This is a genomic window from Micromonospora sp. NPDC050784, assembly GCF_044456765.1.
Lineage (GTDB): Bacteria > Actinomycetota > Actinomycetes > Mycobacteriales > Micromonosporaceae > Micromonospora > Micromonospora foliorum.
In genome coordinates, this window is the sequence record NZ_JBITGG010000016.1 from 1 (window position 1) to 23,702 (window position 23,702).

The 23,702-nt window shown below is 71.0% G+C and carries 22 protein-coding genes and 2 pseudogenes; 14 read left to right on the plus strand and 10 right to left on the minus strand.

Features of this window, described 5'->3' with window-relative positions; translation table 11 throughout:
* The first annotated feature begins 205 nt into the window (after nt 1-205).
* The 4 genes from ACIBD9_RS21490 to ACIBD9_RS21505 all read left to right on the plus strand — a co-directional run bounded on the left by ACIBD9_RS21490 (nt 206) and on the right by ACIBD9_RS21505 (nt 3,717).
* On the plus strand, nt 206-667 hold the full coding sequence (locus tag ACIBD9_RS21490) for an HNH endonuclease (RefSeq protein WP_396720117.1): 462 nt from the start codon (nt 206-208) through the stop codon (nt 665-667).
* A gap of 13 nt (nt 668-680) precedes the next feature.
* Complete coding sequence (locus ACIBD9_RS21495; RefSeq protein ID WP_396720119.1) at nt 681-872, plus strand: hypothetical protein; 192 nt, start codon at nt 681-683, stop codon at nt 870-872.
* A 91-nt stretch (nt 873-963) separates the two neighbouring features.
* Nucleotides 964-1,740: a maleylpyruvate isomerase family mycothiol-dependent enzyme gene (locus tag ACIBD9_RS21500; RefSeq protein WP_396720121.1), complete on the plus strand. Its 777-nt coding sequence runs from the start codon at nt 964-966 to the stop codon at nt 1,738-1,740.
* Nucleotides 1,741-1,815: 75 nt separating this feature from the next.
* Entirely contained in the window at nt 1,816-3,717 is a 1,902-nt protein-coding gene (locus tag ACIBD9_RS21505; protein ID WP_396720123.1) for a S9 family peptidase, read from the plus strand.
* 23 nt (nt 3,718-3,740) lie between these two features.
* Here the strand turns inward: ACIBD9_RS21505 and ACIBD9_RS21510 are convergent, their stop codons facing one another.
* Complete coding sequence (locus ACIBD9_RS21510) at nt 3,741-4,433, minus strand: TetR/AcrR family transcriptional regulator (protein WP_396720406.1); 693 nt, start codon at nt 4,431-4,433, stop codon at nt 3,741-3,743.
* 54 nt (nt 4,434-4,487) lie between these two features.
* Between ACIBD9_RS21510 and ACIBD9_RS21515 the strand changes: the two genes are divergently transcribed.
* The 3 genes and pseudogenes from ACIBD9_RS21515 (at nt 4,488) to ACIBD9_RS21525 (ending at nt 6,698) form a co-directional block, all read left to right on the plus strand.
* Nucleotides 4,488-5,606: an FAD-dependent oxidoreductase gene (locus tag ACIBD9_RS21515; RefSeq protein ID WP_396720124.1), complete on the plus strand. Its 1,119-nt coding sequence runs from the start codon at nt 4,488-4,490 to the stop codon at nt 5,604-5,606.
* 367 nt (nt 5,607-5,973) lie between these two features.
* A pseudogene (locus ACIBD9_RS21520) lies at nt 5,974-6,408 on the plus strand (phosphotransferase); the annotation flags it as partial.
* A 74-nt stretch (nt 6,409-6,482) separates the two neighbouring features.
* Nucleotides 6,483-6,698 carry a hypothetical protein gene (locus ACIBD9_RS21525; protein WP_396720418.1) on the plus strand — a complete coding sequence of 72 codons (216 nt, stop codon included), beginning with the start codon at nt 6,483-6,485 and terminating at the stop codon, nt 6,696-6,698.
* A gap of 143 nt (nt 6,699-6,841) precedes the next feature.
* Here ACIBD9_RS21525 and ACIBD9_RS21530 read toward each other — a convergent pair whose 3' ends face one another.
* On the minus strand, nt 6,842-8,224 hold the full coding sequence (locus tag ACIBD9_RS21530; RefSeq protein ID WP_396720408.1) for an FAD-dependent monooxygenase: 1,383 nt from the start codon (nt 8,222-8,224) through the stop codon (nt 6,842-6,844).
* Between the two features lie 338 nt (nt 8,225-8,562).
* Nucleotides 8,563-9,282 (minus strand): TetR/AcrR family transcriptional regulator, encoded by a 720-nt coding sequence (locus ACIBD9_RS21535; protein ID WP_396720126.1) that lies wholly within the window; start codon nt 9,280-9,282, stop codon nt 8,563-8,565.
* Nucleotides 9,283-9,368: 86 nt separating this feature from the next.
* On the opposite strand from ACIBD9_RS21535, the gene ACIBD9_RS21540 reads away from it, so the two are divergent.
* Complete coding sequence (locus ACIBD9_RS21540; protein ID WP_396720128.1) at nt 9,369-10,229, plus strand: NAD(P)H-binding protein; 861 nt, start codon at nt 9,369-9,371, stop codon at nt 10,227-10,229.
* A gap of 19 nt (nt 10,230-10,248) precedes the next feature.
* Here the strand turns inward: ACIBD9_RS21540 and ACIBD9_RS21545 are convergent, their stop codons facing one another.
* The 3 genes and pseudogenes from ACIBD9_RS21545 to ACIBD9_RS21555 form a co-directional block, all read right to left on the minus strand.
* On the minus strand, nt 10,249-11,031 hold the full coding sequence (locus tag ACIBD9_RS21545; RefSeq protein ID WP_396720130.1) for an ABC transporter permease: 783 nt from the start codon (nt 11,029-11,031) through the stop codon (nt 10,249-10,251).
* A gap of 31 nt (nt 11,032-11,062) precedes the next feature.
* Nucleotides 11,063-11,821 (minus strand): ABC transporter permease, encoded by a 759-nt coding sequence (locus ACIBD9_RS21550; protein ID WP_396720132.1) that lies wholly within the window; start codon nt 11,819-11,821, stop codon nt 11,063-11,065.
* 15 nt (nt 11,822-11,836) lie between these two features.
* Nucleotides 11,837-12,815: pseudogene (locus ACIBD9_RS21555) on the minus strand (ABC transporter ATP-binding protein).
* A 203-nt stretch (nt 12,816-13,018) separates the two neighbouring features.
* On the opposite strand from ACIBD9_RS21555, the gene ACIBD9_RS21560 reads away from it, so the two are divergent.
* Genes ACIBD9_RS21560 through ACIBD9_RS21575 form a run of 4 tightly spaced genes read left to right on the plus strand, consistent with a single transcriptional unit; the run spans nt 13,019 to nt 18,473 of the window.
* Nucleotides 13,019-14,836, plus strand: a complete 1,818-nt coding sequence (locus ACIBD9_RS21560) for a glycoside hydrolase family 3 protein (RefSeq protein ID WP_396720134.1) — start codon at nt 13,019-13,021, stop codon at nt 14,834-14,836.
* 9 nt (nt 14,837-14,845) lie between these two features.
* On the plus strand, nt 14,846-16,135 hold the full coding sequence (locus ACIBD9_RS21565; protein WP_396720136.1) for an exo-beta-N-acetylmuramidase NamZ domain-containing protein: 1,290 nt from the start codon (nt 14,846-14,848) through the stop codon (nt 16,133-16,135).
* An 11-nt stretch (nt 16,136-16,146) separates the two neighbouring features.
* A complete protein-coding gene (locus tag ACIBD9_RS21570) occupies nt 16,147-17,946 on the plus strand; it encodes a serine hydrolase (RefSeq protein ID WP_396720138.1) in 1,800 nt (599 codons plus the stop codon).
* A 50-nt stretch (nt 17,947-17,996) separates the two neighbouring features.
* Nucleotides 17,997-18,473, plus strand: a complete 477-nt coding sequence (locus tag ACIBD9_RS21575) for a hypothetical protein (protein WP_396720140.1) — start codon at nt 17,997-17,999, stop codon at nt 18,471-18,473.
* A gap of 18 nt (nt 18,474-18,491) precedes the next feature.
* On the opposite strand, the gene ACIBD9_RS21580 is transcribed toward ACIBD9_RS21575, so the two are convergent.
* Nucleotides 18,492-19,475: a helix-turn-helix domain-containing protein gene (locus ACIBD9_RS21580; RefSeq protein WP_396720142.1), complete on the minus strand. Its 984-nt coding sequence runs from the start codon at nt 19,473-19,475 to the stop codon at nt 18,492-18,494.
* Nucleotides 19,476-19,578: 103 nt separating this feature from the next.
* On the opposite strand from ACIBD9_RS21580, the gene ACIBD9_RS21585 reads away from it, so the two are divergent.
* Nucleotides 19,579-20,154, plus strand: coding sequence for a maleylpyruvate isomerase N-terminal domain-containing protein (locus tag ACIBD9_RS21585; RefSeq protein ID WP_396720144.1), 576 nt, complete (start codon nt 19,579-19,581; stop codon nt 20,152-20,154).
* Between the two features lie 154 nt (nt 20,155-20,308).
* On the opposite strand, the gene ACIBD9_RS21590 is transcribed toward ACIBD9_RS21585, so the two are convergent.
* The 3 genes from ACIBD9_RS21590 to ACIBD9_RS21600 form a co-directional block, all read right to left on the minus strand.
* Nucleotides 20,309-21,598, minus strand: coding sequence for an MFS transporter (locus ACIBD9_RS21590; RefSeq protein WP_396720146.1), 1,290 nt, complete (start codon nt 21,596-21,598; stop codon nt 20,309-20,311).
* Nucleotides 21,599-21,751: 153 nt separating this feature from the next.
* The gene (locus ACIBD9_RS21595; RefSeq protein WP_396720147.1) at nt 21,752-22,294 is read right to left on the minus strand and encodes a GNAT family N-acetyltransferase; all 543 of its coding nucleotides are present in this window, start codon (nt 22,292-22,294) and stop codon (nt 21,752-21,754) included.
* 32 nt (nt 22,295-22,326) lie between these two features.
* The gene (locus ACIBD9_RS21600; protein ID WP_396720149.1) at nt 22,327-22,815 is read right to left on the minus strand and encodes a DUF1992 domain-containing protein; all 489 of its coding nucleotides are present in this window, start codon (nt 22,813-22,815) and stop codon (nt 22,327-22,329) included.
* 229 nt (nt 22,816-23,044) lie between these two features.
* On the opposite strand from ACIBD9_RS21600, the gene ACIBD9_RS21605 reads away from it, so the two are divergent.
* Nucleotides 23,045-23,695, plus strand: coding sequence for a LysE family translocator (locus tag ACIBD9_RS21605; protein ID WP_396720151.1), 651 nt, complete (start codon nt 23,045-23,047; stop codon nt 23,693-23,695).
* Nucleotides 23,696-23,702 lie beyond the last annotated feature (7 nt).

The window sequence follows — 23,702 nt, forward strand, 5'->3', positions numbered from 1 at the left end:
GGGGGGGGGGGGGGCCCCCCGCGGCCCCGGGGGGCCCGGGCGGGGGGGGGGGGGGGGGGGGGGGGGTGGGGCGCCCCCCCCGGGGCGGGGGCCCCCCCCCCCGGGGGGGGGGGCCGCCCCCCCCCCCCGGACCGCCGAGCCACCGGTCACGCCCACGTGTCCGGCGTCGTTCGACGACGCTGCGGGACGTGGGTACGGTGACACGGTGCTCTCGGCCGTGAAGGGTCTGTCCCGGTACCACACCGAGGAGTCGCTGCGCGCCTACCTGCTGGAGCGCTCACACCGCACCGAGAACGGTTGCCTGGTCATCGAAGGCTACGGGCGGCGACGCGGGGTGCACCAGAAGGTCGCCGGCCGCGCGTGGGCACACATCGCCGCGTACGTCGTCCTTGTTGGCGGGTACGACCCCGCCCTCGACGTCGACCAGACCTGCGGCGCCGCCGACTGTATCGAGCCGACACATCTGCGCCAGCTCAGCCGGGCCGAGGCCTGCCGCAGCCGGAACCAGCCGACACAGTGCCGCAACGGCCACGACCGTGAGCTCGATCCGGCGACCGGCCGGTACCGTCGGGCCTGTCGGACGTGCAACCGGGAGGCCCAGCGCCGCTGGCGTGAACGCGAGGCCGCCGAGGTAGCCCAGGCCCGCGCCGCGTACGGCCGCTCGTAGTGATCGTCCTGGGATGACCAGTTTCCCCGCGACCGCATCCGTGGGACTCGTGGTCTCCATCGTGGTGGAACGGGTGCTCGATGCGTACGCCGCAGGGGTCGACCCGGCCGGACGTTGCCTAGCCGGCGGCGACGAGGACCGCCGCCCGGCAGTGGCCTGCCGGAACTGCGGCGTCCGACCCGGCGGGCACGCCAACCCGGTCTGACGCATCAGGGGCAGGGCGGTTGCCTCCACGTTGCAGATCACGTGGGGAAATGCGCTGTCGGTTGTCGGGAGTGGGGTGGTACAAAGCCGCGGTGGAAGAGACTCTGGGGTTCGCTGACCTGTTGCGGCTGATGGACGAACGATCGACCGCTTTCCGGGCGGCGGTCGCCGCGGCACCCAGCCTCGACGTGCGGGTGCCGACCTGCCCCGAGTGGACGTTGTTCGATCTGGTGCAGCACCTGGGTGAGGGGCGCCGCAGGTGGGCCGCCATCGTGGCCGCGGGGCCCGCCGACGCTCCTCCGGCGATGTCCACCCCGACGGTGCCCCGGGAGCGCGAGGCCCTGCTGGCCTGGTTCGCCGCGTCGACGGAGGAACTGCTGGCCGCGTTGCGGGCGGCCGGCCCGGATCGTGGTTGCTGGACGTGGTGGGGCGATTCGCAGTCGCCGCAGACGGCTGGTGCCGTTGCCCGGCACCAGCTCCAGCAGGTCGCCGTGCACACCTATGACGCCCAGGTCGCCGTGGGCGCCCCGCAGCCGCTTCCGGACGAGGTGGCCCTCGACGGTGTCGACGAGTTCGTCACCACCTGCGTCGCGACGACGAGCGCGTGGCCGCACCAGCCCGCGGTCATCGACTACCACGCCACCGAGGGCCGTTCCTGGCGGCTCTGGTTCTCCGCCGACGGCGCACGGACCGCCCGGCTCTCCGCGCCGGCCGACCGCGAGGGCCCGGAGGTGGCCTATGTCTCCGCCCGGGGCACGGCCAATGAGCTGGTCATGTTCTTCTACGGCCGCATCACGATGGACTCGCTGCAACTCGACGGCGACCGGCGCGTCTTCGACCAGCTGATCGCCTGGGATCCGTCGGAATAGGACCCGACGACGGACCCACGGCCCTACGCCGACCTCGGCCTCCAACGCGCGGCGGTGGGTCCGCAGACTTACCGCATGACAGCTCTGACCTCCGAGCTCGTGGTCGACGGTCGTGACCCGCGGACCCCGGCGCTCGGCCCGAACGGGCGCCTGCTCTGCTACGTCCTCGCTCCCAGCAGCCGGACCGGCGACCACCTCGACACCGAACTCTGGCTCGTCGACACCGATGGCGCCGTCGCGCCGCGCCGGGCGACCGCCGACACCGCAACCGAGTCCCGGCCACGCTGGTCGGTCGACTCGGAGACGCTGTTCTTCCTGTCCGACCGCGCCGACCGCGGCACACCGCAACTGCACAAGCTCACCCTCGCCGACGGCACGATGACCACGTTGACCAGCTGGCAGGTCGGCGTCATCGACCACCTGCCGCTCACCGACCCCAACGTGGTCGCTCTGCTCGCCGAGGACGAACCCACCGAGCAGGACGCGCGCCGCACCCGGGATCGCGACGACGCCGTTGTCGTCGGCGAGCGCGAACCGCGTGCCCGGATGCGCCTGCTCGACCTGCGCACCGGCCGGGTCACCACCCCGCCGGTGTTCGCTGACCGGCACGTCGTGGAACTGCGGCAACGTCCCGACGGCGGCCCACTTGCCGTGTTGACCGGGGCCAGCGCCGACAACGACTACGGCCCGCGTACCGGCCAACTGCACCTGTTCGACGTCACGACCGGCGCTGTGGAGAACCTCGGACCGGTCGGGGCCGACGCACGATCGTTGGCCTGGTGGCCGGGCGAGGGCGGTTGGCACCTCGGTTGGATCGCGCTCACCCCACCGTTTCTACAGGCCGGCACCGCGGTGTTCGACCTGGCTGTGGAGAGCCGTGTCGTGCGCAACCGCACCGCTGGTCTCTCGATGTGCCCCACCGAACTCTGTCAGACCAATGCCGCCCCGCTGGTGGTGTTCGCCGACGGCCTGAACACGACCCTGGCCCGGCTCGATCCCAACGACCTCGCGCCCCTGTCGCATCGCCCCGGACGCCTCGACAACCTCAGCAGCACCCCGGCCGGCGACGAGGTCGCGGTGCTCACCGGTACCCGCTACCAACCCACGAACGTTTACATCGGACCGCCGGCCGGGCCGCTGCGAAGAGTCACCAACACCCGCCCGGAACTGGACGGCATCGCACTTGGCACGCAACAACCGCTGGCCTACCGCGCCGCCGACGGCCTCGACCTGGACGGCTTGCTCGTACTGCCGGTCGGAAGAACCCCGCCGGAAGGCCCGTTTCCGCTGGTCACGATCGTGCACGGAGGCCCTTACGATCGCTACGCCGATCGTTGCCAGCTGTTCTGGTTCCCCAGTGCGCAGTGGCTGGCCGCCGCCGGCTACGCGGTGTTGCTCCCCAACCCGCGCGGTGGCCAGGGCCATGGCCACCAGTTCGCGGCCAGCGTCGCAGGCCGGGTCGGCCAGCAGGAGTGGACCGACATCCAGACCGGCATCGACCTGCTCATCGCCGAGGGCATCGCCGACCCTGACCGGTTGGGCATTGCTGGCTGGAGCCACGGCGGCTTCATGTCCGCGTGGGCCATCGGCCAGACCGACCGCTTTCGCGCCGCGCTGGTCGGGGCCGGGGTCACCGACTGGGGGATGCTCGCCGCGACCGGAGAGAACGGTCAGTTCGAAGCCGCGCTCGGCGGCAGCACAGGCTGGTCCGGCATCGGCCCACACCCACACGACGCGGTCAGCCCAATCTCCTTCGCCAGCCACATCCGCACCCCCGTGCTGATCCTGCACGGCGCCGAGGACACCAACGTTCCCCTCGGACAGGCCGTGTACCTGCACCGGGCGCTGCGCCACTTCGACGTCGAGCACGAGTTCGTGACCTACCCGAGAGAGGGCCACTCGATCCGGGAACGCAACCACCAACTCGACGTCCTGCGCCGGACCCGCTCCTGGTTTGATCGCTGGCTCCGGCCCTGAGCGGGCGATCATCGGGTTGAGCGTCACGCCGGCGGTCGGGAGAGTTTGGCGGCCACGGCGTCGAGGACCCAGTCCAGGCCGGTCGCGAAGGATTTCTCGGCGTCCACCTCTGTGCCGCTGTGCACGGCCTTGGTCAGCGCCGGGAACCGGCCCGTGGCCAACATCTTCGTCACGTGCGGGCCGGAGGCGCGCTGCCAGTCGCGCTTGGACAGGCCGGTGGCGCGCTCGGCGCGCAGGTTCGCGATCTCCCGCCTGATGGCGCCGGTGACGTAGGCGCTGACAGTTTCCACGGCTCGGATGGCGGTTTCGATGTCGGCGAGGCCGTCGAGGGCGGCCAGCTTGGCCTCGGTCACGGCGAGGCCGTTCGGACCCAGGGTCGGGCGGCCGCCGAGCAGGTCGGCCAGCCATTCGTGACGCAGAGCGGCCTGCCTGGTGCGGTGGGCGAGGATGCGCAGCGCCTCCCGCCAGTCACCGGACCGCTCGCGGGGGAGAATCTCGGCGTCGACGGCGTCGACCATGAGGTCGAACAGCTCGTCCTTGGTGGAGATGTATCCGTACAGCCGCATCGGGCCGGCGTTCAGCCGGGCGGCGACCTTGCGCAACGACGCCGCTTCCAGCCCGCCCTCGTCGGCCAGCGCGATGGCGGCGGCGATGATCTGCTCCCGGTCGAGCGGCACGGGGGGATTCGGCGGCTCCGGCCGGTCCCACACGGTCATGGTCACCTCCTAACTGTTGCGACGCATTCTAAAGGGGCGATACGGTGTATTGCTATGAGACACCGTATCGCTGTGGTCGGGGGCGGCCCCGCCGGCCTTACCTTTGCCCGTGTCCTGCACCGCCACGGCTACCCCGTCACCGTCCTCGAACGCGATCCCGCGCGCGACTCCCGTCCTCCGGGCGGAACGCTGGACCTGCACGAAGGGCTGGGCCAGCTGGCACTGGACAAGGCGGGGCTCCTGGCGGAGTTCCAGGCGCTGTCTCGTCCCGAGGGGCAGGCCATGCGCATCCTGGACGCCGCCGGGACCGTTCTGCGGGACTGGCGACCCGGCCCGGATGAGCGGGCCAACCCGGAGATCGACCGCGGGCAACTCCGTGACCTGCTACTCGGCTCTCTCGACGTGCAGTGGGGGCGAGAGGTGGCACAGGTGGGGCCGGGGACCGGGGATGGCGTACTGGTTCGTTTCGCGGACGGGCGGCAGGAGACGTTCGATCTCGTGGTCGGCGCGGACGGCGCCTGGTCCCGGGTCCGCCCGGCAGTCTCGCCTGTGACGCCGCAGTACACCGGCGTCACCTCGGTCGAGACCTCCATCGACGACGTCGACACCCGCCACCCTGAGCTTGCCCAGTTGATCGGCGACGGTTCGGTGGCCGTGTACGGCGTGAACCGATCTCTCGTCGCCCAGCGCAACAGCGGCGGTCACGTCAAGGTGTACGCCAAGCTCCGCGCGCCGCTGGACTGGCACGCGGACCTGGACCTGACCGACGTCGAGGCCGCGCGATCGGGCATCTTGGCTCTGTTCGATGGCTGGGCCGCTGCGGTCCTCGACCTGCTCGGCCATGGCACCGCTTTCGTCCACCGTCCCTTCTATGTCCTGCCCGGATCCCACACCTGGGCCCACGTCCCAGGGGTGACGCTACTGGGCGACGCCGCCCACCTGATGCCACCCTTGGGGGCAGGCGCGAACCTCGCGATGCTGGACGGTGCCGAACTCGCGGAGTTCATCGCTGCCGACCCAAAAGATCTGGACGAGGCCGTCCGCGCCTTCGAGGAACAGATGTGGGCGCGGGCCGCCAGGTGGTCGGAGATCACGACGGCCGGTCTGGAACGCCTCGTGAGCCCGGACCCCGCCGAAGCCCTCGCCCTCTTCGACCAAGTTCAGCCATCCTGACGTAGCCGAGCCATTCCGCAGCCGGGGACCCGGTCCCACCGGTACGCGGCAGCGCCAGCGTCACGACGACCGCATGCAGTCCATGGCGCTGCACCTACCCGGCCAGGAGATCAGCCCGCCCCATAACGGCATTACCGGATTATCGTTATCGATAATCCGGTAATGACCTCCCACAAAAGGTACGAAACGTGCGTGCACCATAATGACAGTTCTTGTGCGTAAGCAATGAGGATGGTGTGAGCGGTCGAGTGGTCAGCGCGCGCCGGGAACGCGCTGGCTTTGCGGCACTCGCTCACTGAGGATGTCGGGCATGGGTGACCACGGCGCGGACGCGGTCGGCGAGCAGGAAGTGCTACACGGGGGCAACATGGGCGGCGCAACACGTGTCGGTGCCACTGTCCGGCGACCCGCCGGGACGTGGAGCCCCACGATTCAACGCCTGTTACGACATCTACGTGAGCGCGGCGTCACCTGGGCTCCGCAACCGCTCGGGACCGATGAGCACGGACGCGACAGCGTCTCGTACCTGCCGGGCGTTGTGCCGCAGTACCCGTTGCCGGACTGGGTCTGGAGCGAAGACGTTCTCACCGACGCCGGTGTCCACCTCGCCCACCTTCACGATGCCAGCGCGAGCTTCGACACCGTTGGCGGAGTATGGCAGTTTCCTGCGCGGCAGCCAGTTGAGGTCATCTGTCACAACGACTTCGCCCCGTACAACATGGTCTTCACCGACCGGCGACTCACCGGAGTCATCGACTGGGACACGGCCTCGCCTGGTCCCCGGTCGTGGGACCTGGCCTACCTTGCCTATCGGCTGGTGCCGCTGGCCCATCCCGACAACGGCGACGCTATCGGCAGTGACCTGAGCGAGCGGGCATGTGGCTGCGCATCCTCTGCAACGCCTACGGCTCGGAGCAACAACCGGCTCGCATCCTCCAGGTCGCAGTCCGTCGGCTACACGACCTCGCCGCCTTCACCAACGCCCGGGCTGATCAGGGACAGGAGAACATCCGAAGTCACGTCGAGCTCTACCAACGCGACGCGACGTGGATCACCGGGCATGCCGATCTGCTGAGCCGAGACGCCACCTGATCAACGACGCCGGCCGCGGCCAGCACGGCCCGCCCCTCATGTTTCCAGTGGCGTGCGCGGGTGCGGGGCAACCACGAGCGTCACCCCGCACCCATCTCCGCGCCGAACTGCCGCACCTCGACGGTGCGACCGGCGGCCCGAGATCAGTGGGCGGGCTCGCCGAACCAGCGGGAGAGGTGGTCGTCCAGATCCTGCTGGTCGTCGCCGATCCAGGCGACGTGGCCGTCGGGGCGGAGCAGGACGCACGGAACGTCCAGTGCCGCCGTGGGGTCCGCGAGGTGGTCGACCCGGTCTGACCAGCCGCCAACGGTGAGGCGTTCGGTGCGGTCCAGCAGTAGGCCGCGGCCGCGGTGCAGCAGACCGTAGAGGTGGCCCGGTTTCACGTCGATGTCGGGCAGGCGGCGACCGAGCAGGTCGGGGCCCGCACCGAAGTCGTAGCGGATGCCGATGGCGGTGATCTTCTCGAGCAGGTGGAGGTTCACCTCGTCGAAGTCCATCAGCTCGGTGAGGAGCCTCCGTACGGCCTGCGGGCCCGGCTCGGTGGACAGCAGCTCCGTCTGGGCTCGGGTGTTGTCCAGCACCTCCTCGGCGACCGGACGGCGTTCGGCCTGGTAGGTGTCCAGCAGTGTCTCCGGCGCCCAGCCGCGGATCCGTGCGGCCAGTTTCCAGCCGAGGTTGACTGCGTCCTGAACGCCCAGGTTGAGGCCCTGTCCGCCGATGGGGGGATGGATGTGCGCGGCGTCGCCGGCCAGCAGCACGCGACCGACCCGATACCGTTCGGCCAGCCGGGTGGCATCCCCGAAGCGGGACAACCAGCGTGGGGAGTGCACGCCGAAGTCGGTGCCGGCGATGGCGCGCAACTGTTGCTTGAAGTCCTCAAGGGTGGGCGGTGCGGCCCGGTCGGTGACCCCGGCGGCGGGGACCAGGACGCTGTAGACCCCGACCCCCGCGGGCCGGAGCCAGAATCGCTGGTGGGTCTCGCGGATCTCGGCCACCCTGACGGCGATCTCCTCCTGCGGCACGCCCACTTCCATCTCGCCCATCAGGCTCTCGGTCCGTGCGGGCTCGCCGGGAAAGCCGACACCGAGCAGTTTGCGCACGGTGCTGCGCCCACCGTCACAGCCAACGAGATAACGCGTACGTAACTGCTCCCCGTCGGCCAGCGCGACGGTCACACCCTGGTCATCCTGTTCGAGACCGGCGACCGCGCAACCGCGTCGGACCTGCGCTCCCAGTTCCACGGCGTGTTCTTCGAGGAGACGTTCGATCACCGGTTGCGGGATGCCGAGCAGATAGCCGTACCGGGGATCCAGGCCCTTGGGCGCGGGCTTGGGGATGGCGGCGAAGAAGGCGCTGGCCGGACGCCGCCGGCCGTGCGGGAGGATGCGATCCAGCAGTCCGCGCATTGCCATCAGCTCGAGACTGCGGATGTGCAGGCCGACGATGCGCACGGCCGACGTCGGCTCGGTCTCCTTCTCCAGGACGAGTACGCGTACCTCGTGGAGCCGCAGCTCGGCGGCGAGCATCGCGCCGGTCGGCCCGCACCCGGCGATGATCACGTCGAACGTGCGGGGCGCGTGGTCGATGCTGGACGCCGACGGTGTGGGGAGACCGCGAACGTCGCCCGTAGTGGAGGCCGGCTCGGCGGTGAATTGCGGAGGGTGCATAGGTGTTGCCTCTCGGGAGTGCCGTGTTGGCAAGGCGCTCCCGGCGACAGCTACGTCAGTCGCCCGACCGTGACGGCAAGGGGGAGCACCCACATCGCTACAACGTTCATGGGTCTCACCTCCTCGGGTGGTGTCGCGGTCAACTGCAAGCTATATCCCCGAGCACGATCCCGTCGAGTTCTTTCCCGGGCTCGTGATCAAGGCTTCCGGCGAGTCAGCGAACGCTGGAGCCACTCGGCCATCAGCGCGCGCTCGGCGTCGGTGAGCCCCGGGAGGTCGGGCAGCACCGTCGCGAAGGTCACCGCGACCGCGTTCGTCGTCGTGTCGGGTGTCGCCGGAGTCGTCACCAGGATGGTGGCGAGCACGGCGTCGAGCATGGCCTCGCCCAGACCGGGGTCGCGCTTGTCGGTGGGCATTCCCAGGAGGGTGAGGATGGTTCCGTTGCCCGCGGAGTGGATCATCATGAGCGCCCGTTCCTCGTCGACCCGGAGGAGGCCGGCTGCGGCGAGTCGCCGGACGCGGCGACGGAGCACGTCGAGGCCCGCGACCGTTGCCGGCGAGGGTACGCCGCTCCCCCGCGTGGCGATCAGCGCGTACAACTCGGGGTTTGTCAGGCCGAACTCCACGTGCGCGCGCCACCCGGAGCGCAGGTCCGCGACCGGGTCGCCCGTCGCGTTGTCCGCTGCGACCGATTTGCCGCTGACGTAGGTGGCCATGACGTGCTCGGCGACGGCGTCGATGAGGCCGTCCTTGTCGCCGAACAACCGATAGATGGTCGGCGCCTGTACGCCCGCGGCCTGGGCGACGGCACGCGTCGTCACCGCGGTCGCGCCCTTCTCCCGCAGCAGTTGGGTCGCCGCCGTGACGATGCCCGCGCGGACGTCGTCGCGGGCTGTCGTGTCCTGCGTCGTCACCATGAATCGATGCTAACAGCGCCTTGTTAACCTCGGAATATCAGTGCTAACGTCGGCAGCGTAACGTCGATAACAAGGGAGCTCTCATCATGTTCGTCGTCACCGGTGCCACTGGTCACCTCGGGTCCCAGATCGTCGACCGACTGCTCGACCGGCTCCCACCCGACGCCGTCGGCGTGAGCGTGCGCGACGTCGACAAGGCCGCGGGCCTCGCCGAGCGTGGCGTGCGGGTGCGCGCCGGAGACTTCACCGACCCGGCCACGCTGGAACACGCCTTCGAGGGTGCCGACAAGGTCCTCGTCGTGTCCGCCGCCATCCGCGGCGCCGACGCGGTCGTCGCGAACCGTGCCGCCATCGACGCCGCGCACGCAGCGGGAGCCAAGCGAATCCTGTACACCAGCCACCAGGCCGCCTCCCGGGACTCGCTGTTCGCCGCCCAACCCACGCACGCCGCGACCGAGGAGCACCTGGCCGGGCTGGAGGTTCCCTTCACCGCCCTGCGCAACGGGTTCTACGCGAGCACGCTCAGCTTCTCCATCGGTACGGCGCTTCAGACCGGTCAGCTCGTGGCGCCGGCGGACGGCCCGGTGTCCTGGACCGCGCACGCCGACCTGGCCGAGGCCGCGGCGATTGCCCTGACCGAGGAGGGCCTGCTCGACGGCATCACGCCGGCGCTGACCGCAGCGGAGGCGCTCGACCTCGAAGCGGTGGCCGGCATCCTGAGCGACATCACGGGCCGCGCCGTCACCCGCGTCGTCGTCACCGACGACCAGTGGCGGGCGGCAGCCATCGAGCGGGGTACGCCGGCGGCAGCGGCCGACTTCACCCTTGGCCTGTACCGCGCGGCGCGACGCGGAGAGTTCGCCGTCACCGACCCGACGTTGCAGACGCTGATCGGTCACCGCCCGACCTCCGTCCGCTCGGTGCTCGAGGCCATCGTCGCCCAGTGATGAGACGCTCGAACGCCGGTCAGCGCAGCATCGCCCGGGTCATTCGGCGGGTGGCGACGTACATCGCGATCGAGCCGAACGCGAGGAGGTAGGCCACCGGGATCAGCAGGTCCCAGCTGAGGCGGCCCAGCGCGGGTTCCCGGACCAACTCGATGCTGTGGTAGAGCGGCAGCGCCTGGATCAGGGGCCGCACCGCCTCCGGATAGACCGAGAGGGGATAGAAGGTCGTCGCGAACAGGTACATCGGCAGCATGAACAGCTGGATGTACTGGAAGTCGGGGAAGTCGCGCAGGTACGTCGTGACGGCCAGTCCGCCGGCGGCGAACGCGTACGAGATCAGCAGCGACGCCGGTAAGGCCAGCAGCACCCAGGCCGACGTGACCAGTCCACCGACGGCCATGAGGGTGAGGAAGCCGATCGACGTCAGCAGCGCGTTGATCATCGCGCTGGTCACCTCGCCGACGGCGATGTCGGTGACGGAGAGCGGTGTCGGCAGGATCGCCTCGTAGGTCTTCTCGACCCTCATCCGGATGAACACACCGAAGCTCGTCTGGTTGAACGCCGTGTTCATCGCGGTGGTCGCCAGGATCGCCGGGGCCACGTAGGCGGCGTACGGCACATCGACGCCGGGGACCGTGCCGACGAGCATCCCGACGCCGACGCCGATCGACAGCAGGTACAGGATCGGTTCCACGAGCGCGTTGAGCAGCGGCGTGACCGACCGGCGGTAGATCATGAAGTTGCGCTCGATGAGCGCCAGGGCCCGGCGTCTGGTCCAGGCGGGTACGGCGACGGTGGTCATGGTGTCTCCACGAGGCTCTGGGCGTGGGTCGTCACGGGTGCAACCGTCGGCGGTAGGTGACCCGGGCGACCAGGAAGCCGCCGATGGCGAGCGCCAGCAGGTAGGCGATGTGGACGGAGCTGCCGGTGATCGTCGCCGTGCCGAGGCTGAGCGTGCGGCACAACTCCACCCCGTGCCACAGCGGCAGCAGGTAGGACACGGGTCGGATCCACTCGGGTAGCTGCGAGACCGCGAAGAACGTACCGGAGAACATGTAGAGCGGCATGATGACGAAGCGGAACACCGTGTCGATGTGGCGCAGCTTGCGGACGCCGACCGCCCACGCGGCGGCGGGTGCCGCGAACGCTACCCCGGTCAGCGTCGCGCCGAGCAGGGCGCCGAGGGCCCACCATCCCCCGATCAACCCGAACGCGGCCATCACCACGATGAAGGCGCCGCTGGCGATGAGCACCCGGAAGGTGATGAAGAGCAGGTGCCCGGCGGCGAGCTGCTCCGGCCTCAGCGGCGTCGGTGTGGCGCTGCGGTACGCCCCGAAGCCGGCGGCCCGGGCGACGCCCCCGGCCCCTTCCAGGAACGCGTTCTGCATCGCGGCGGCGGCCAGCATGCCGGGGGCGAAGAACGCCGCGTAGGAGACGCCGGCGATCTGGGCCGGCGCGTTGTCGTCGACGAGGGCGCCCAGTCCGGCGCCGATGCCGATGAGGAACAGCAACGGGTTCAGCACGTTGATCACGATCGAGCCGCGCCAGGTGCGCCGGTAGCGCGTCAACCAGTACCGGAATACACGTAACACCAGTGAGCTCCCCTGCTACTCGATCAGCGATCGGCCGGTGAGCTTGAGGAACACGTCCTCCAACGTCGCGCGGCGGACCAGCGCGGTGAGCGGGGTGAGCGACATGGCGTGCACCGTGGCGAGGGCGGCCTCGCCGTCGGCGGTGTAGACGAGCACCCGGTCGGGGAGCAGTTCGACGCGGCCCTCGGTGTCGTTGCCGCCGGTGGCCAGCACCGACGTGCGCAGTTTCTCCGCCGCGGTGTCGCGTTCGTCGAGGCGGAAGCGGAGTTCGAGAACCTCGCGGGTGGCGTGTCTGGTGATCAGTTCGCGGGGTGAGCCCTGCGCGACGATGCGGCCGTGGTCGACCACGATGAGCCGGTCGCAGAGCTGCTCGGCCTCGTCCATGTAGTGGGTGGTGAGGATGAGCGTGACGCCCTGCTGTTTGAGCTGGAAGAGCCGGTCCCACAGGATGTGTCGGGCCTGCGGGTCGAGGCCGGTGGTCGGCTCGTCGAGCAGCAGGATGTCCGGTTCGTTGATCAGTGACCGGGCGATGGTCAGCCGTCGCCGCATGCCGCCGGAGAGCGTCTCGACCTGGTCGCCGGCCTTCTCCTGAAGCTGGGCGAAGTCGAGCAGTCGGGTCGTGCGGTCCCGGATGACGGCCCGCGGCAGACCGAAGTACCGCCCGTAGATGTGCAGGTTCTCCCGCACGGTGAGCTCGTTGTCCAGGTGGTCGTCCTGCGTCACGACGCCCAGCCGGGCGCGGATCTCCGGCCCCTGTTTCATCGGGTCCATGCCCAGCACGCGCAGGCTGCCGCCGCTGATCGGCGACGTCGCGGCGATCATCCGCATGGTGGTGGACTTGCCGGCGCCGTTGGGGCCGAGAAGCCCGAAGGACTCCCCCCCGCTCGAGTGCGAAGTCGATGCCGTCGACCGCGCGGAACTCCGCTGTGGACCCGCGTGCCGGATAGATCTTGGTCAGGTTGCTTGCCTGGACCAAAGGGTGCTCGCTCACCACGGCAGTTTACGAACACGGACAGCGCTCTGCAAGATTCGAGCAAAGCTTTGTAATTTCCTGACTCTGCGTCGGGTGTCCTTTCGCAACGGTTCGAGCACTCTCCCGGGGGCCTCTCATTTCGGCCGGTGGCAATTTGTAGGTTGTCTTCTTGACGGGCAGCTGACGTGTAGCTAAGTTTCAGCCACCCGGACTGAGAGGCGTCTATGCAGACCCGACTCGTTACCGCGACCGCCCTGGCGGCCACACTGGCGGCCACCCTCGCTTCCGTGCCCGCCCAGGCCGCCACGCCGGTGCGCCCATCGACCGCCGAGCACGGCTGGGTCACGTCGACGCTGCGACACATGAGCCTGGAGCAGAAGGTCGGACAACTCTTCGCCACCTACGTCTATGGCGGTGACGCCACGGACCCCAGCGCCGCGGACCGGACGGCGAACCTCGCCGCCTTCGGTGTGGAGACACCGGCCGAGGTGATCGAGCGGTACCACCTGGGCGGCGTCTGCTACTTCTCCTGGTCGCACAACCTGGACAGCCCCCGGCAGATCGCAACCCTCTCCAATGGACTGCAGACGGCTGCCCGTGGCGACGGGGCGAAGGGCAGGGTGCCACTGCTCATCTCCACCGACCAGGAGCAGGGCGCGGTGGTGCGAATGCCCTCCCCCGCCGCCCAGTTCCCCGGGTCGATGGCGCTGGGCGCGGGGCGGTCGCCCCGGGCCGCCCGGACGGCGGCGGAGGTCACCGGACGTGAGCTGCGCGCGGTCGGCATCTACCAGCCGTACGCGCCGATCGCCGACGTCAACGTCAACCCGGGCAACCCGGTGATCGGCGTGCGGTCCTTCGGCGCCGACCCCACCCTCGTGGCCGACCTCACCGCCGCCCAGGTCACCGGTTTCCAGGACCGGGCCGGGGTGACCGCCGTGGCGAAGCACTTCCCCGGGCACGGCGACACGGCCACCGACAGCCACACCGGTCTCCCGGTGATCAACCACAGTCGCGCCGAGTGGGATCGGATCGACGCGCCGCCGTTCAAGCGTGCCATCCGCGCCGGTGTCGACACGATCATGACCGCGCACATCGTGGTCCCGGCGCTCGACCCGTCCGGTGACCCCGCGACCTTGTCGCCGACGATCCTCACCGGTGTGCTGCGCGGCGAGCTCGGTTTCCGGGGCGTCATCGTCACCGACGCGCTGAACATGGCTGGCGTGCGGGCGAAGTACGGCGACGAGCGGGTGCCCGTACTGGCGCTCAAGGCCGGCGCCGACCAGCTCCTGATGCCGCCGAATCTCGCGCTGGCGCGGGACGCGGTGCTGCGGGCCGTCGCCACCGGCGAGCTCACCGAGCGTCGGATCGACGAGTCGGTCCGACGCATCCTCGGCGTGAAGTATCGCCAGGGACTCGCCCGCTCGCCGCTGGTCGACGTCGAGAAGGCCGTCCGGACCGTCGGCGCCCCGGAGCACCTCGCCGCCGTCACCCAGGTCACCGACCCGACGCTCACCGCCGTCCGCAACGACGCCGGAGTGCTGCCCCTGCCCCACGCCGACCGGTCGGTCCTGATCACCGGCTGGGACAGCGCCGCCTTCGCCCCGGTCGCGACGGTCGCCGCCGGATTCACCACGCGTGGTGCCCGGGTCACCGCCCGACCGGCGACCCTGCCCTCCGACGCGACGATCACCGCCACGGCGAGCCAGGCCGCCGAGCACGACCTCACCGTCGTGCTCGTGAACAAGGCGTGGGACACCGCCGTCACCGACCCGCGAGCCACCCAGCAGCGCCTCGTCGCGGCGCTGCTCGGTGCCGGGAAACCCGTGGTCGTCGTGGCCGTCCGCGACCCGTACGACATCGCGTACCTGCCGGGTGTCACCACCTACCTGGCGACGTACTCGTACACCCGCGCGGCGATGGACGCCCTCGTCCGCGCGCTGCACGGCGAACTGTCCCCGAGCGGACGGCTGCCCGTCACGATCCCCACGGCCGAGGGGGCGGGCTCCGTGCTCTACCCCTACGGCCACGGCCTGAGCTGGTAGGAGGCAAGCATGCAGCGGAGGAATTTCCTGGTCGGCGCGGTCGGTGCGGGCGCGCTGGGGGCGGGGACGCTCGGTGTCGGACCGGCGGCGGCCGACTCCCGTGACCGTCGGGTCCGCACCGGCCTCGACGAGCTGGTGTCGTCCGGGTTCGCCGAAATCGCCGGTCAGCGCGTGGGCGTCATCTCCAACCCGACCGGCGTCGACGCGTCCTACCGGCATCTCGTCGACCTGATGCACGGCTCGGGTCTGGTGCACCTGGTCGCGGCGTTCGGCCCCGAGCACGGCTTCCGCGGCTCCGCCCAGGCCGGTGGCAGCGAGGGAACCGGCGTCGACGCACGCACCGGCATCCCGGTGTACGACGCGTACGGCGCCTCGCAGGCCCGATGGGAGGCGATGTTCACCGAGGCCGGGGTGGACACCGTGGTCTTCGACATCCAGGACGTCGGAGTCCGCTTCTACACCTACATCTGGACGATGTACACCTCGATGGTCGCCGCGGCCCGGGTCGGCAAACGCTACGTCGTGCTGGACCGGCCCAACCCGATCGGCGGGCGGGCCTACGGGCCGATGATGACCAGCCCGTACACCTCGGGTGTTGGTCTCAAGGAGATCGTTCAGCAGCACGGGATGACCGTCGGAGAGCTGGCCCGGTTCTTCAACGCCACGTTCCTGCCGGCCGAGGCGGGACGACCGGTCGACCTGCACGTGGTGCGGTGCCGGCACTGGAAGCGCGACGCCCTCGCCGCCGACACCGGCGTGCCCTGGGTGATGCCCAGCCCGAACATGCCCACCCCGGACACCGCTCTGGTCTACCCGGGCACGGGGCTGTTCGAGGGTGTCGCCTCGATCACCGAGGGGCGCGGTACGTGCCGCCCGTTCGAGCTGATCGGCGGGCTGGCGACGGACTTCGACCATCACTGGGGTGACCGGCTCAACGCCCGGAACCTGCCCGGGGTCGAGTTCCGCGAGGCGTACTTCTCACCGACCGCGGCCGGGCAGAAGCCGGACCTGCTCAACAAGCTCTGCGCCGGCGTCGAGGTCAAGGTCGTCGACCCGGCGGTGTACGACCCGATCCGCACCGGCGTGGCCATGCTCGTGGAGGCGCACAGGTACCCGGCGTTCGCCTGGCGACGCGACTCGTGGGACACCGTGCGCCCGTACTGGATCGACAAGCTCACCGGGTCGCCGCGACTGCGGACCCAGATCGATGCCGGAGCTGACGTGGACGACGTCGTCGGCGCCTGGGCCGAGGAGTTGTCCACCTTCAACCGGCGTCGCCGGCCCTACCTGCTCTACTGAGGAGTCCGGTGATGACCAGGTCGACCCCTCGTCCGCTCCGCTCACTCGCGCTCGGCCTGGCTCTGGTGATCCTGGGCACGGTGCTGCCCACCACCAGGGCGGTCGCCGCGACACCTACGTCCGGTCCGCCGACCGTCACCCCCGCGGACATCCAATTCCGCCACGACACGTTGCGGCGCGGCAGCGCCCGCCAGGTCGGGCTGCTCCCCGACCAGGTGGCTCGCCTGCCCACCGACCTGGCGGCGTATCTCCAGCCGACCCCGGAGCACCCCGGCTACCCGGCGTACGCCGGCGCGGTGGTCCTGGCCGCCAAGGACGGTGTGATCGTTGAGCACGCCGCCGTGGGCAGCGCGGTGAAGTACTCCGCGGTTGGGCCACCGCCCGACCTGGTCGGTGTGGAACTCCCCGCCGACCAGCAGATCCCGACCCGGCGCGACACCATCTTCGACCTGGCGTCGGTGTCGAAACTGTTCACCACGATCGTCACCATGCAGCAGGTGGAGCGGGGGCGGGTGGAGCTGGACGCGCCGGTCGTCCGGTACGTCCCGGAGTTCGCCGCCGGCGGCAAGGCGGCGGTCACCGTGCGGATGCTGCTCACCCACACATCGGGTCTGCCCGCGTTCGCACCACTGTGGAGCAGGTACCCGACACCGGCCCAGCGATTCGCCGCCGCGCTCGCCACGCCGCTCACCACCGGGGCAACGCCCGGTAGCCAGTATGTCTACTCCGACCTGGGGCTGATCGCGCTGGGCGTCCTGCTGGAGCGGGTGACCGGTCGGCCGTTGGCCGACCTGGTCCGCGACGGCGTGACCGGGCCGCTGGGCATGACCGACACGGGCTACAACCCGGGCCCGGAGCGGCGGTCGCGGATCGCCGCGACCGAATACCAGCCGTACGCCGGACGCGGCATGGTGTGGGGTGAGGTGCACGACGAGAACGCGTGGTCGCTCGGCGGGGTGGCGGGGCACGCCGGGGTCTTCTCCACGGCCGCGGACCTGGCCGTGCTCTGCCAGTCACTGCTCAACGGCGGCGAATACCGCGGCCGGCGGATCCTGCGCTCGGAGACGGTGCGCGCGATGCTGGTCAATCACAACGCGCCGCTCGAGTCGGCCTACCCGGAGAGCGACCGCGGGCTCGGCTTCGAGCTGAACAAGCACTGGTACATGATGGGGCTCTCCTCTCCGGTGGCCTTCGGGCACACCGGCTTCACCGGAACGTCGATCGTCATCGACCCGCTCTCCCACTCGTTCGTCGTCATGCTCAGCAACCGGGTGCACCCGGACCGGGGCTGGGGCAGCAACAACGTCGCCCGACGGGCCGTCGCGCGTGACCTCGCGGAGGCGATGCCGGTACGGCCGCGCTCGGCCAGCGCCTGGCGGGCGGACCCACGCGACTCCGCGACGAGCACGCTCACGGCGCCGCTGCGTCGACCCGGCCGTGGCGGGGCGGCGAGCTTCCTGCTCTGGTACGACACCGAGCCCCGCTTCGACAGCGCGCGATTCGAGGTCTCCACCGACGGTGGTCAGACCTGGGCGCCGGCGACGATGCAGCTCCGCGACGCCGCCCGCCGGTGGAGCGCCGACGGCACGGTCACCGGCTACGGGGGTCGGGTGTGGTGGCAGGTCACGGTGGCGCTGCCCGATCAGGCCACCCACCTGCGGTTCAGCAGCAGCACCGACGGCTCCGGCCAGGGGCGTGGCGTCTACGTCGACCGGGTCGTGGCGGCGGACCGGCACGGCACGCTCTTCTCCGGCGAGGGTGCCGACGCCTCCCGGTTCGTCGCCGACGGGTGGTCACCGGCGCGGAGCTGAGAGGAGTCGAGTTTGACCCTCGACCGGGTTGAGGCCCGACCATCGGCGACATGACCGACCACGCGGCCGCCGACCCGACGATGACCCGCATCATCGAGGCCGTACAGCTCGGCCACAGCGGCGCGCCCGCCCAGGCCCGTGAGCTGCTCACCGCCCTGTGGGACGAACTCGGCCCCACCGGTGACGCCCTGCACCGCTGCACCCTGGCGCACCACCTCGCCGACCTGCAGGACAGCACCGAGGCGGAGCTGAGTTGGGACGAGCGTGCCCTGGCCGCCGTGTCCGAGCTGACCGACGAACGCGCCCAGCGACACCTGCCCTCGCTCCAGGTCCAGGCGTTCCTGCCGTCGCTGCACCTCAACCTGGCCGACTGCCACCGGCGCCTGGGTAACGTCGGCCAGGCCCGGGAGCACCTCGCCCGGGTGCGCGAACACCTCGTGCGGCTGCCGGACGACGCGTACGGCGACAGCATCCGCGCCGCGGTCCGTGACTTCGTCGCCGACGATCCCACCGACCGCCGGGGGTAGCGCGGTCGGTGCGGCGGGTCACCGGTCCTGGTGCGCGACGGCCCTGCGGTACTCCTGCGGTGAACGTCCGTAGTGGGCACGGAAGAGGCGGCTGAAGTGGGCCTTGTCCGGGAATCCCCAACGGGCGGCGATGGCCTGGACCGGCTGCCGCAGCAGCGGGTTGCCGAGATCACGCCGGCACTGCTCCAGGCGCTTGGCGCGGATGAGTTCGGCAACCGTCGTCGCCTCGGCCTCGAACAGGCGGTGCAGCGACCGCGGCGAGATGTGGTGGGCGGCGGCGACGCTACGAGGGCTGAGCTCGTCACTGTCGAGGTGGCGGTCGATGAAGTCGACGACGCGGGCCCGCAGTGCGGTTTGCCGCGCCTCCGGTGACACGGTGTCCTCGATGTCGAGGTACTGGGCGAGCGCGGCAGTGAGCAGGTCCACCGCCACCCCGCCCAGGATCTCGGCCTGGGCGGGGTCGAACTGCTCCGGGTGTGCCGCGATGGTGCGCAGGTGGTGGGCCAACAGCCCGCCGACGCCGAGGTGCGACGGCATCGGCGTGGCCAGCAGGCGGCGGAGCCGGTCCGGCGCCAGGGGCAGCGCCGCGTGGGGTATCTGCACGGTGATCGTGGTGGCGGGACCGGGGTCGCCGGCGCGGTGCCGGGCGACGTGCCGCCGCGCGGGGTCCAGGAGCGTGAAGTGCTTACCGGGTTCCAGCGTGGACTCGGTGCGGTCCTGGGTCAGGGTGCTGTGACCGGTCAGTGGCAGCGTGAGCTGGTACACGCCGCCTTCGGCGCTGCGGTCCAGTTTCGCGGGCCGGATCGCGTCCAGGGACGGGTACCGCAGCGAGGTCATTCGAATGCGGCCGAGATCGATGGCCTGCGCGTAGGCCACGAAGTTGTCCAGGTGGCCGCTGCTGATGTGCGCCGGCGCCGTCTCCTGAGCGACCAGGGCATACCAGAACGCGAACCGGTCCGCCGGGGGCAACGCCGTCGTGTCCACCACAAGGTTCGGCAACACTCTGCTCGCCTCCCCCCGTGTGCAAGGATGGATTCTTGCATGCCTCGACTTTCTTTACCCATGACGGGATTTCCACGCCCGCTGCTGCCCGGCGGTTCGGCGAATGTCGACGGTGACCGCCGCCCACCTGCGGGAGGCGGCCGAGGAGATGACCCGGGTGCTGCTGCCACACCGGGACCGCGACTGGTCGGTGCCGGCGGGCTCGCTGCGGTGGAGCTGCTGGACCACCGCGGCGCACGTCGCGCACGACCTCCTCGGGCACGCGGGCCAGGTCACCGGCCGCCCGGATGACGGCTATCTGCCATACGACCTGCGGGTCTCCCCCGACGCGAGCCCGGCGCAGGTGCTCACCGTGGTGCGGGCCTGCGCCGGGCTGCTCGCGGCCGCCGTCGACGCCGCTCCGCCCGACGCGCGGGCCTGGCACTGGGGCCCGTGCGATCCGGCCGGTTTCGCCGCCATGGGCGTGGCCGAGACCCTGCTGCACACCCACGACATCACCCTCGGTCTCGGTGTGCCGTGGCAGCCGCCGCAGCGGCTGAGCGCGTTGGTGCTGCGGCGACTCTTCCCGGACGCCCCGGCCGGGGCGGCGCCCGAGGGGCTGCTCTGGATGACCGGCCGCGGTGAGCTGCCCGGCCGGGCGAGGCGCACGTCCTGGAGTTGGCGGGCCGCGGTCGACTGACTCGCACCCGCGTCGAGGGGGTGGGTGGTCGCCTGCCGGGCGACCACCCCGGTTGGAGCGTCAGGGTCAGGTCCAGCTGATGCCACGGTTGCGAACGCTGCGCATGCCCTTCTCCTCTCCCCTCGGTGACGGCCCCCGTGCCCGCCATATGACCTCAGAGTCGGCCACGGCCCGCTTCGGCGGTAGGGATGTCGGCGTTCGGAGTCGTTCGAGCTTGTTCGACCGGAGACTCGAACGTCGCTGGTGTGGAGGCAGGTCCCCGCGGCCACAGCGGCACGACAGCCAGGACCGCCACCGCGCCCGACAATCCGCTGAACCCGATCACCGTGGTGGCCGGCCACCGGTCGGCGGCCAGACCCGCGAGGACCATCGCCGTCCCCTGCAGCCCACTGAGGCCGGTGATGGCCACCCCGAACGCGCGTCCCCGGTACTGCGTCGGCACCGCCCGACCGAACAACGCGTTCAGGGGGATGGCGAAGGCGCTCGCGGCGCCGGCCAGCACCAACAGTAGGAGCATCATCCACAGCGGAGGGACGAGCCACGCCACCGTCAACACCCCGGCCGACATCGCGGCCAGCGGCAGGATGAGCCGTGGCCGGGCCGCCGGTGGACAGAAGCGGGTGAGCGCGACCCCGCCGAGGGACATCCCCAGCGGCGCCGCCGCCAGCAGCAGTCCGACGGTGCCGGCGCCGCCGCCGTACTGTCGCGCCAGCGGTGCCATCAGCCCTTCGGCCGCGTAGGTGAAGGCGCTGGCCGTCCACAGGACGAGAACGTAGGACCGCAGCCGGGAATCCGCGAAGATCACCCGTAGACCGACAGCCCGGCCCTGGCCGGTCGGGTTCGACCGCGGTCGAGGCGCGGGGCGGGACCGCACACCGATCCTGATCAAAAGAGCCGACACCAGAAACGTGCCGGCGTCCACCAGCAGGGCACCGCGCAGCGACAGCAGCGCCACCAGGCTCCCCCCGACGGCGAAGCCGATCACCTGCACGACCTGGGCGCAGATGTTGTCCACGCCGTTGGCGACCGCGTAGCGGTCGCCGTCGAGCACTTCCGGCATCAACGCCGCCCGCGCCGCCACGAACGGTGGCCGCATCAGGTTGACCACGAAGAGGAGCACCACCAGAGCCGGCGCGGGAAGGTCCGGCAGCGCCGCCAGCGGGATGAGCGCCGCCCGGCCAAGATCACACGCGATCATCACGCTTCGCCGGGGAAACCGGTCGGCGAGACCGGACAGCAGCGGTCCGCCGGTGAGCCAGGCCAGGTAGGAACTGGCGTAGGCGGCGGCCGCCAGCGCGGCCGAGCCGGTTTCGCTGAAGACGAGGTACGCCACGGTCACGGCCGTGAGCTGGTCGCCGGCCAGGGACAACAGGTACGCACCGAACAGGTGGCGGTATTCGCGCACCGCGAACACCTCGGCGTACGTCGCGGCGCGCTCGGTCACTTCGCCCCGTCCCTCCCGCGCCGCCGGACGTCTGCGGCGCTCGGGCCAGACCGTATCCGCGTTCGCGTCGTCGGGGCCGGGAGCAGGCGTTCGGACCTGTTCGGATCCGTTCGCGCCAGGTTCGGACGGCCGGCGGGTAGGTGTGCTGCCCGGCTAGCCGGCGTCCAGCGAGTGCCGGTGACCATCGAGCGGGAAGGGCGGCCGGGCCGGCAACACCTCCTGGAACACGAACCCGCACTTCTGCGCCACCCGGCAGGACGCCACGTTGTCCACCTGGTGCAGCAGGTCGAGACGGGCCAGCCCGGGAAACCGGTCGAACGCCCAGCGGCTCAGCGCGGTGACCGCGCGCGGGGCGACGCCGCGACCGCGTGCCCACGACGCCGTCCAGTAGCCCACCTCCGGCGCCGGGCGCTCCGGCGTGACCCCCTTGAGCACCACGTTGCCCACCAGTCGAGCGCCGTCGGCCTGCTCTTCGAGGACGGCGAAGCTGTACCGCCGGCCGTCGGCCCAGTCCCGCAGGGCGCCGTCCAGCCACCGCCGGGCCTCGGCGGCGGTGGTCACCGGGAATCTGGTCCAGCGGCGCAGCACCGGATCCCGGTACGCCTGCACCAGCGCATCCAGGTCGTCGGCGCACCAGGGGCGCAGGGCGACACCCGGCGTCGAGGGCGTGCCGGGTGTCCGCGATTCGATGAGCATCGGCACAGTCTGCCGTGGCCGTGGCCCGGGGGTCAGCCCCGACGGCTACGCCACCGCCGCCACCAACTGCGGCGGGGCCGGCGCGCCGTCGTCACGACGGTCGCCGGTTCGGTGGCGGTCGTCGTGACCTCGGGCCGGGCCCGTTCCGCGCGCCAACGGCGGACCACGTCATCGGCGTTGACCGGCCGCACCACGACCCGGGGGCCGTCGGGGTTGCGCAGCCACGCCACGATCTGCGCGTTCAACTGCGCCACGAAGTCGCGGACGGACTCCTCGGTGGGCAGGTCACGGACCTCGTCGGGGACCTGCTCGATGCGCCGGCGCAGTTGCAGCGACATGGGCAGGAGCAGGTCGCTGGGGAGTGCCTCGCGCTCCAGGAAGCTCTTGATCCACCACGACTCGTCGTACGGCGCCCCACGACCGGGGATCGGCTTGCCCATGCCGGGCAGGTTGTCGAACTCGCCGCGCTGAACGGCATCCTGGATCTTCGCCTCCACGGACGCTTCCCACGCCTCGGTCACCGTGCGGCACCTCCCTGGCCACCGTAACGCGCCGCCTCCGGCCGGCGACGCGCACTTGTCAGGGGTCAGCGCGCCCGCCACGGTGCGCATTCCCGCCGCAGCGCGGCCGGCGGCACCGAACGCGAGTGGATCACCCGGGATCGCAGGCCACGGCCTTCGAGGTGGCCCTGGGTGGGGATGTTCATCCCGATTACGGTCGGTGTGGGAACTACCGAACGGGGGGGGCGTCATGGTGGGTACGGGTGCACTACTTGGCATCGCGTTGGTGGCGTTGGGGCTGGTACTCACCCCCGGCCCGAACATGGTCTACCTGGTGTCCCGCTCGGTGGCGCAGGGCCGACGGGCCGGGCTGATCTCGCTGCTCGGGGTGGCCGCCGGCTTCGGCGTCTACCTGGCGGCGGCGGTCGCCGGCCTGGCCACCGTCTTCGTCCTGGTGCCGACGCTGTACGCGGTGGTGAAGCTGGCCGGTGCCGGCTACCTGCTCTGGCTGGCCTGGCGGACGCTGCGTCCGGGTGGGCACTCGCCGTTCACGCCGGCGCCGCTGCCGCCGGACCCGCCCCGGCGACTGTTCACGATGGGCCTGGTCACCAACCTGCTGAACCCGAAGATCGCGATCCTCTACGTGTCGCTGCTGCCGCAGTTCATCGACCCGGCGCGCGGGCACCTGGCCACGCAGAGCCTGCTGCTCGGTCTGACCCAGATCGCCGTCGCGCTGAGCGTGAACGCGCTGATCGTGCTCAGCGCCGGCTCGCTGGCCGGGTTCTTCGCCCGCCGGCCGGGGTGGCTGCGGGTGCAGCGCTGGGTGACCGGCACGGCGCTCGCGGCGCTGGCCGTCCGCATCGCCGCCGACCGCTCGCGCGCGGCCGTCGCCACGCCCTGACCCGGGC

Coding starts and splice junctions, on each gene's coding strand:
- ACIBD9_RS21495 (WP_396720119.1), top strand. CDS start 681: ATGACCAGTTTCCCCGCGACCGCATCCGTGGGACTCGTGGTCTCCATC.
- ACIBD9_RS21505 (WP_396720123.1), top strand. CDS start 1,816: ATGACAGCTCTGACCTCCGAGCTCGTGGTCGACGGTCGTGACCCGCGG.
- ACIBD9_RS21510 (WP_396720406.1), bottom strand. CDS start 4,433: ATGACCGTGTGGGACCGGCCGGAGCCGCCGAATCCCCCCGTGCCGCTC.
- ACIBD9_RS21515 (WP_396720124.1), top strand. CDS start 4,488: ATGAGACACCGTATCGCTGTGGTCGGGGGCGGCCCCGCCGGCCTTACC.
- ACIBD9_RS21525 (WP_396720418.1), top strand. CDS start 6,483: ATGTGGCTGCGCATCCTCTGCAACGCCTACGGCTCGGAGCAACAACCG.
- ACIBD9_RS21530 (WP_396720408.1), bottom strand. CDS start 8,224: ATGCTCGCCGCCGAGCTGCGGCTCCACGAGGTACGCGTACTCGTCCTG.
- ACIBD9_RS21535 (WP_396720126.1), bottom strand. CDS start 9,282: ATGGTGACGACGCAGGACACGACAGCCCGCGACGACGTCCGCGCGGGC.
- ACIBD9_RS21540 (WP_396720128.1), top strand. CDS start 9,369: ATGTTCGTCGTCACCGGTGCCACTGGTCACCTCGGGTCCCAGATCGTC.
- ACIBD9_RS21545 (WP_396720130.1), bottom strand. CDS start 11,031: ATGACCACCGTCGCCGTACCCGCCTGGACCAGACGCCGGGCCCTGGCG.
- ACIBD9_RS21560 (WP_396720134.1), top strand. CDS start 13,019: ATGCAGACCCGACTCGTTACCGCGACCGCCCTGGCGGCCACACTGGCG.
- ACIBD9_RS21565 (WP_396720136.1), top strand. CDS start 14,846: ATGCAGCGGAGGAATTTCCTGGTCGGCGCGGTCGGTGCGGGCGCGCTG.
- ACIBD9_RS21570 (WP_396720138.1), top strand. CDS start 16,147: ATGACCAGGTCGACCCCTCGTCCGCTCCGCTCACTCGCGCTCGGCCTG.
- ACIBD9_RS21575 (WP_396720140.1), top strand. CDS start 17,997: ATGACCGACCACGCGGCCGCCGACCCGACGATGACCCGCATCATCGAG.
- ACIBD9_RS21585 (WP_396720144.1), top strand. CDS start 19,579: ATGTCGACGGTGACCGCCGCCCACCTGCGGGAGGCGGCCGAGGAGATG.
- ACIBD9_RS21595 (WP_396720147.1), bottom strand. CDS start 22,294: ATGCTCATCGAATCGCGGACACCCGGCACGCCCTCGACGCCGGGTGTC.
- ACIBD9_RS21605 (WP_396720151.1), top strand. CDS start 23,045: ATGGTGGGTACGGGTGCACTACTTGGCATCGCGTTGGTGGCGTTGGGG.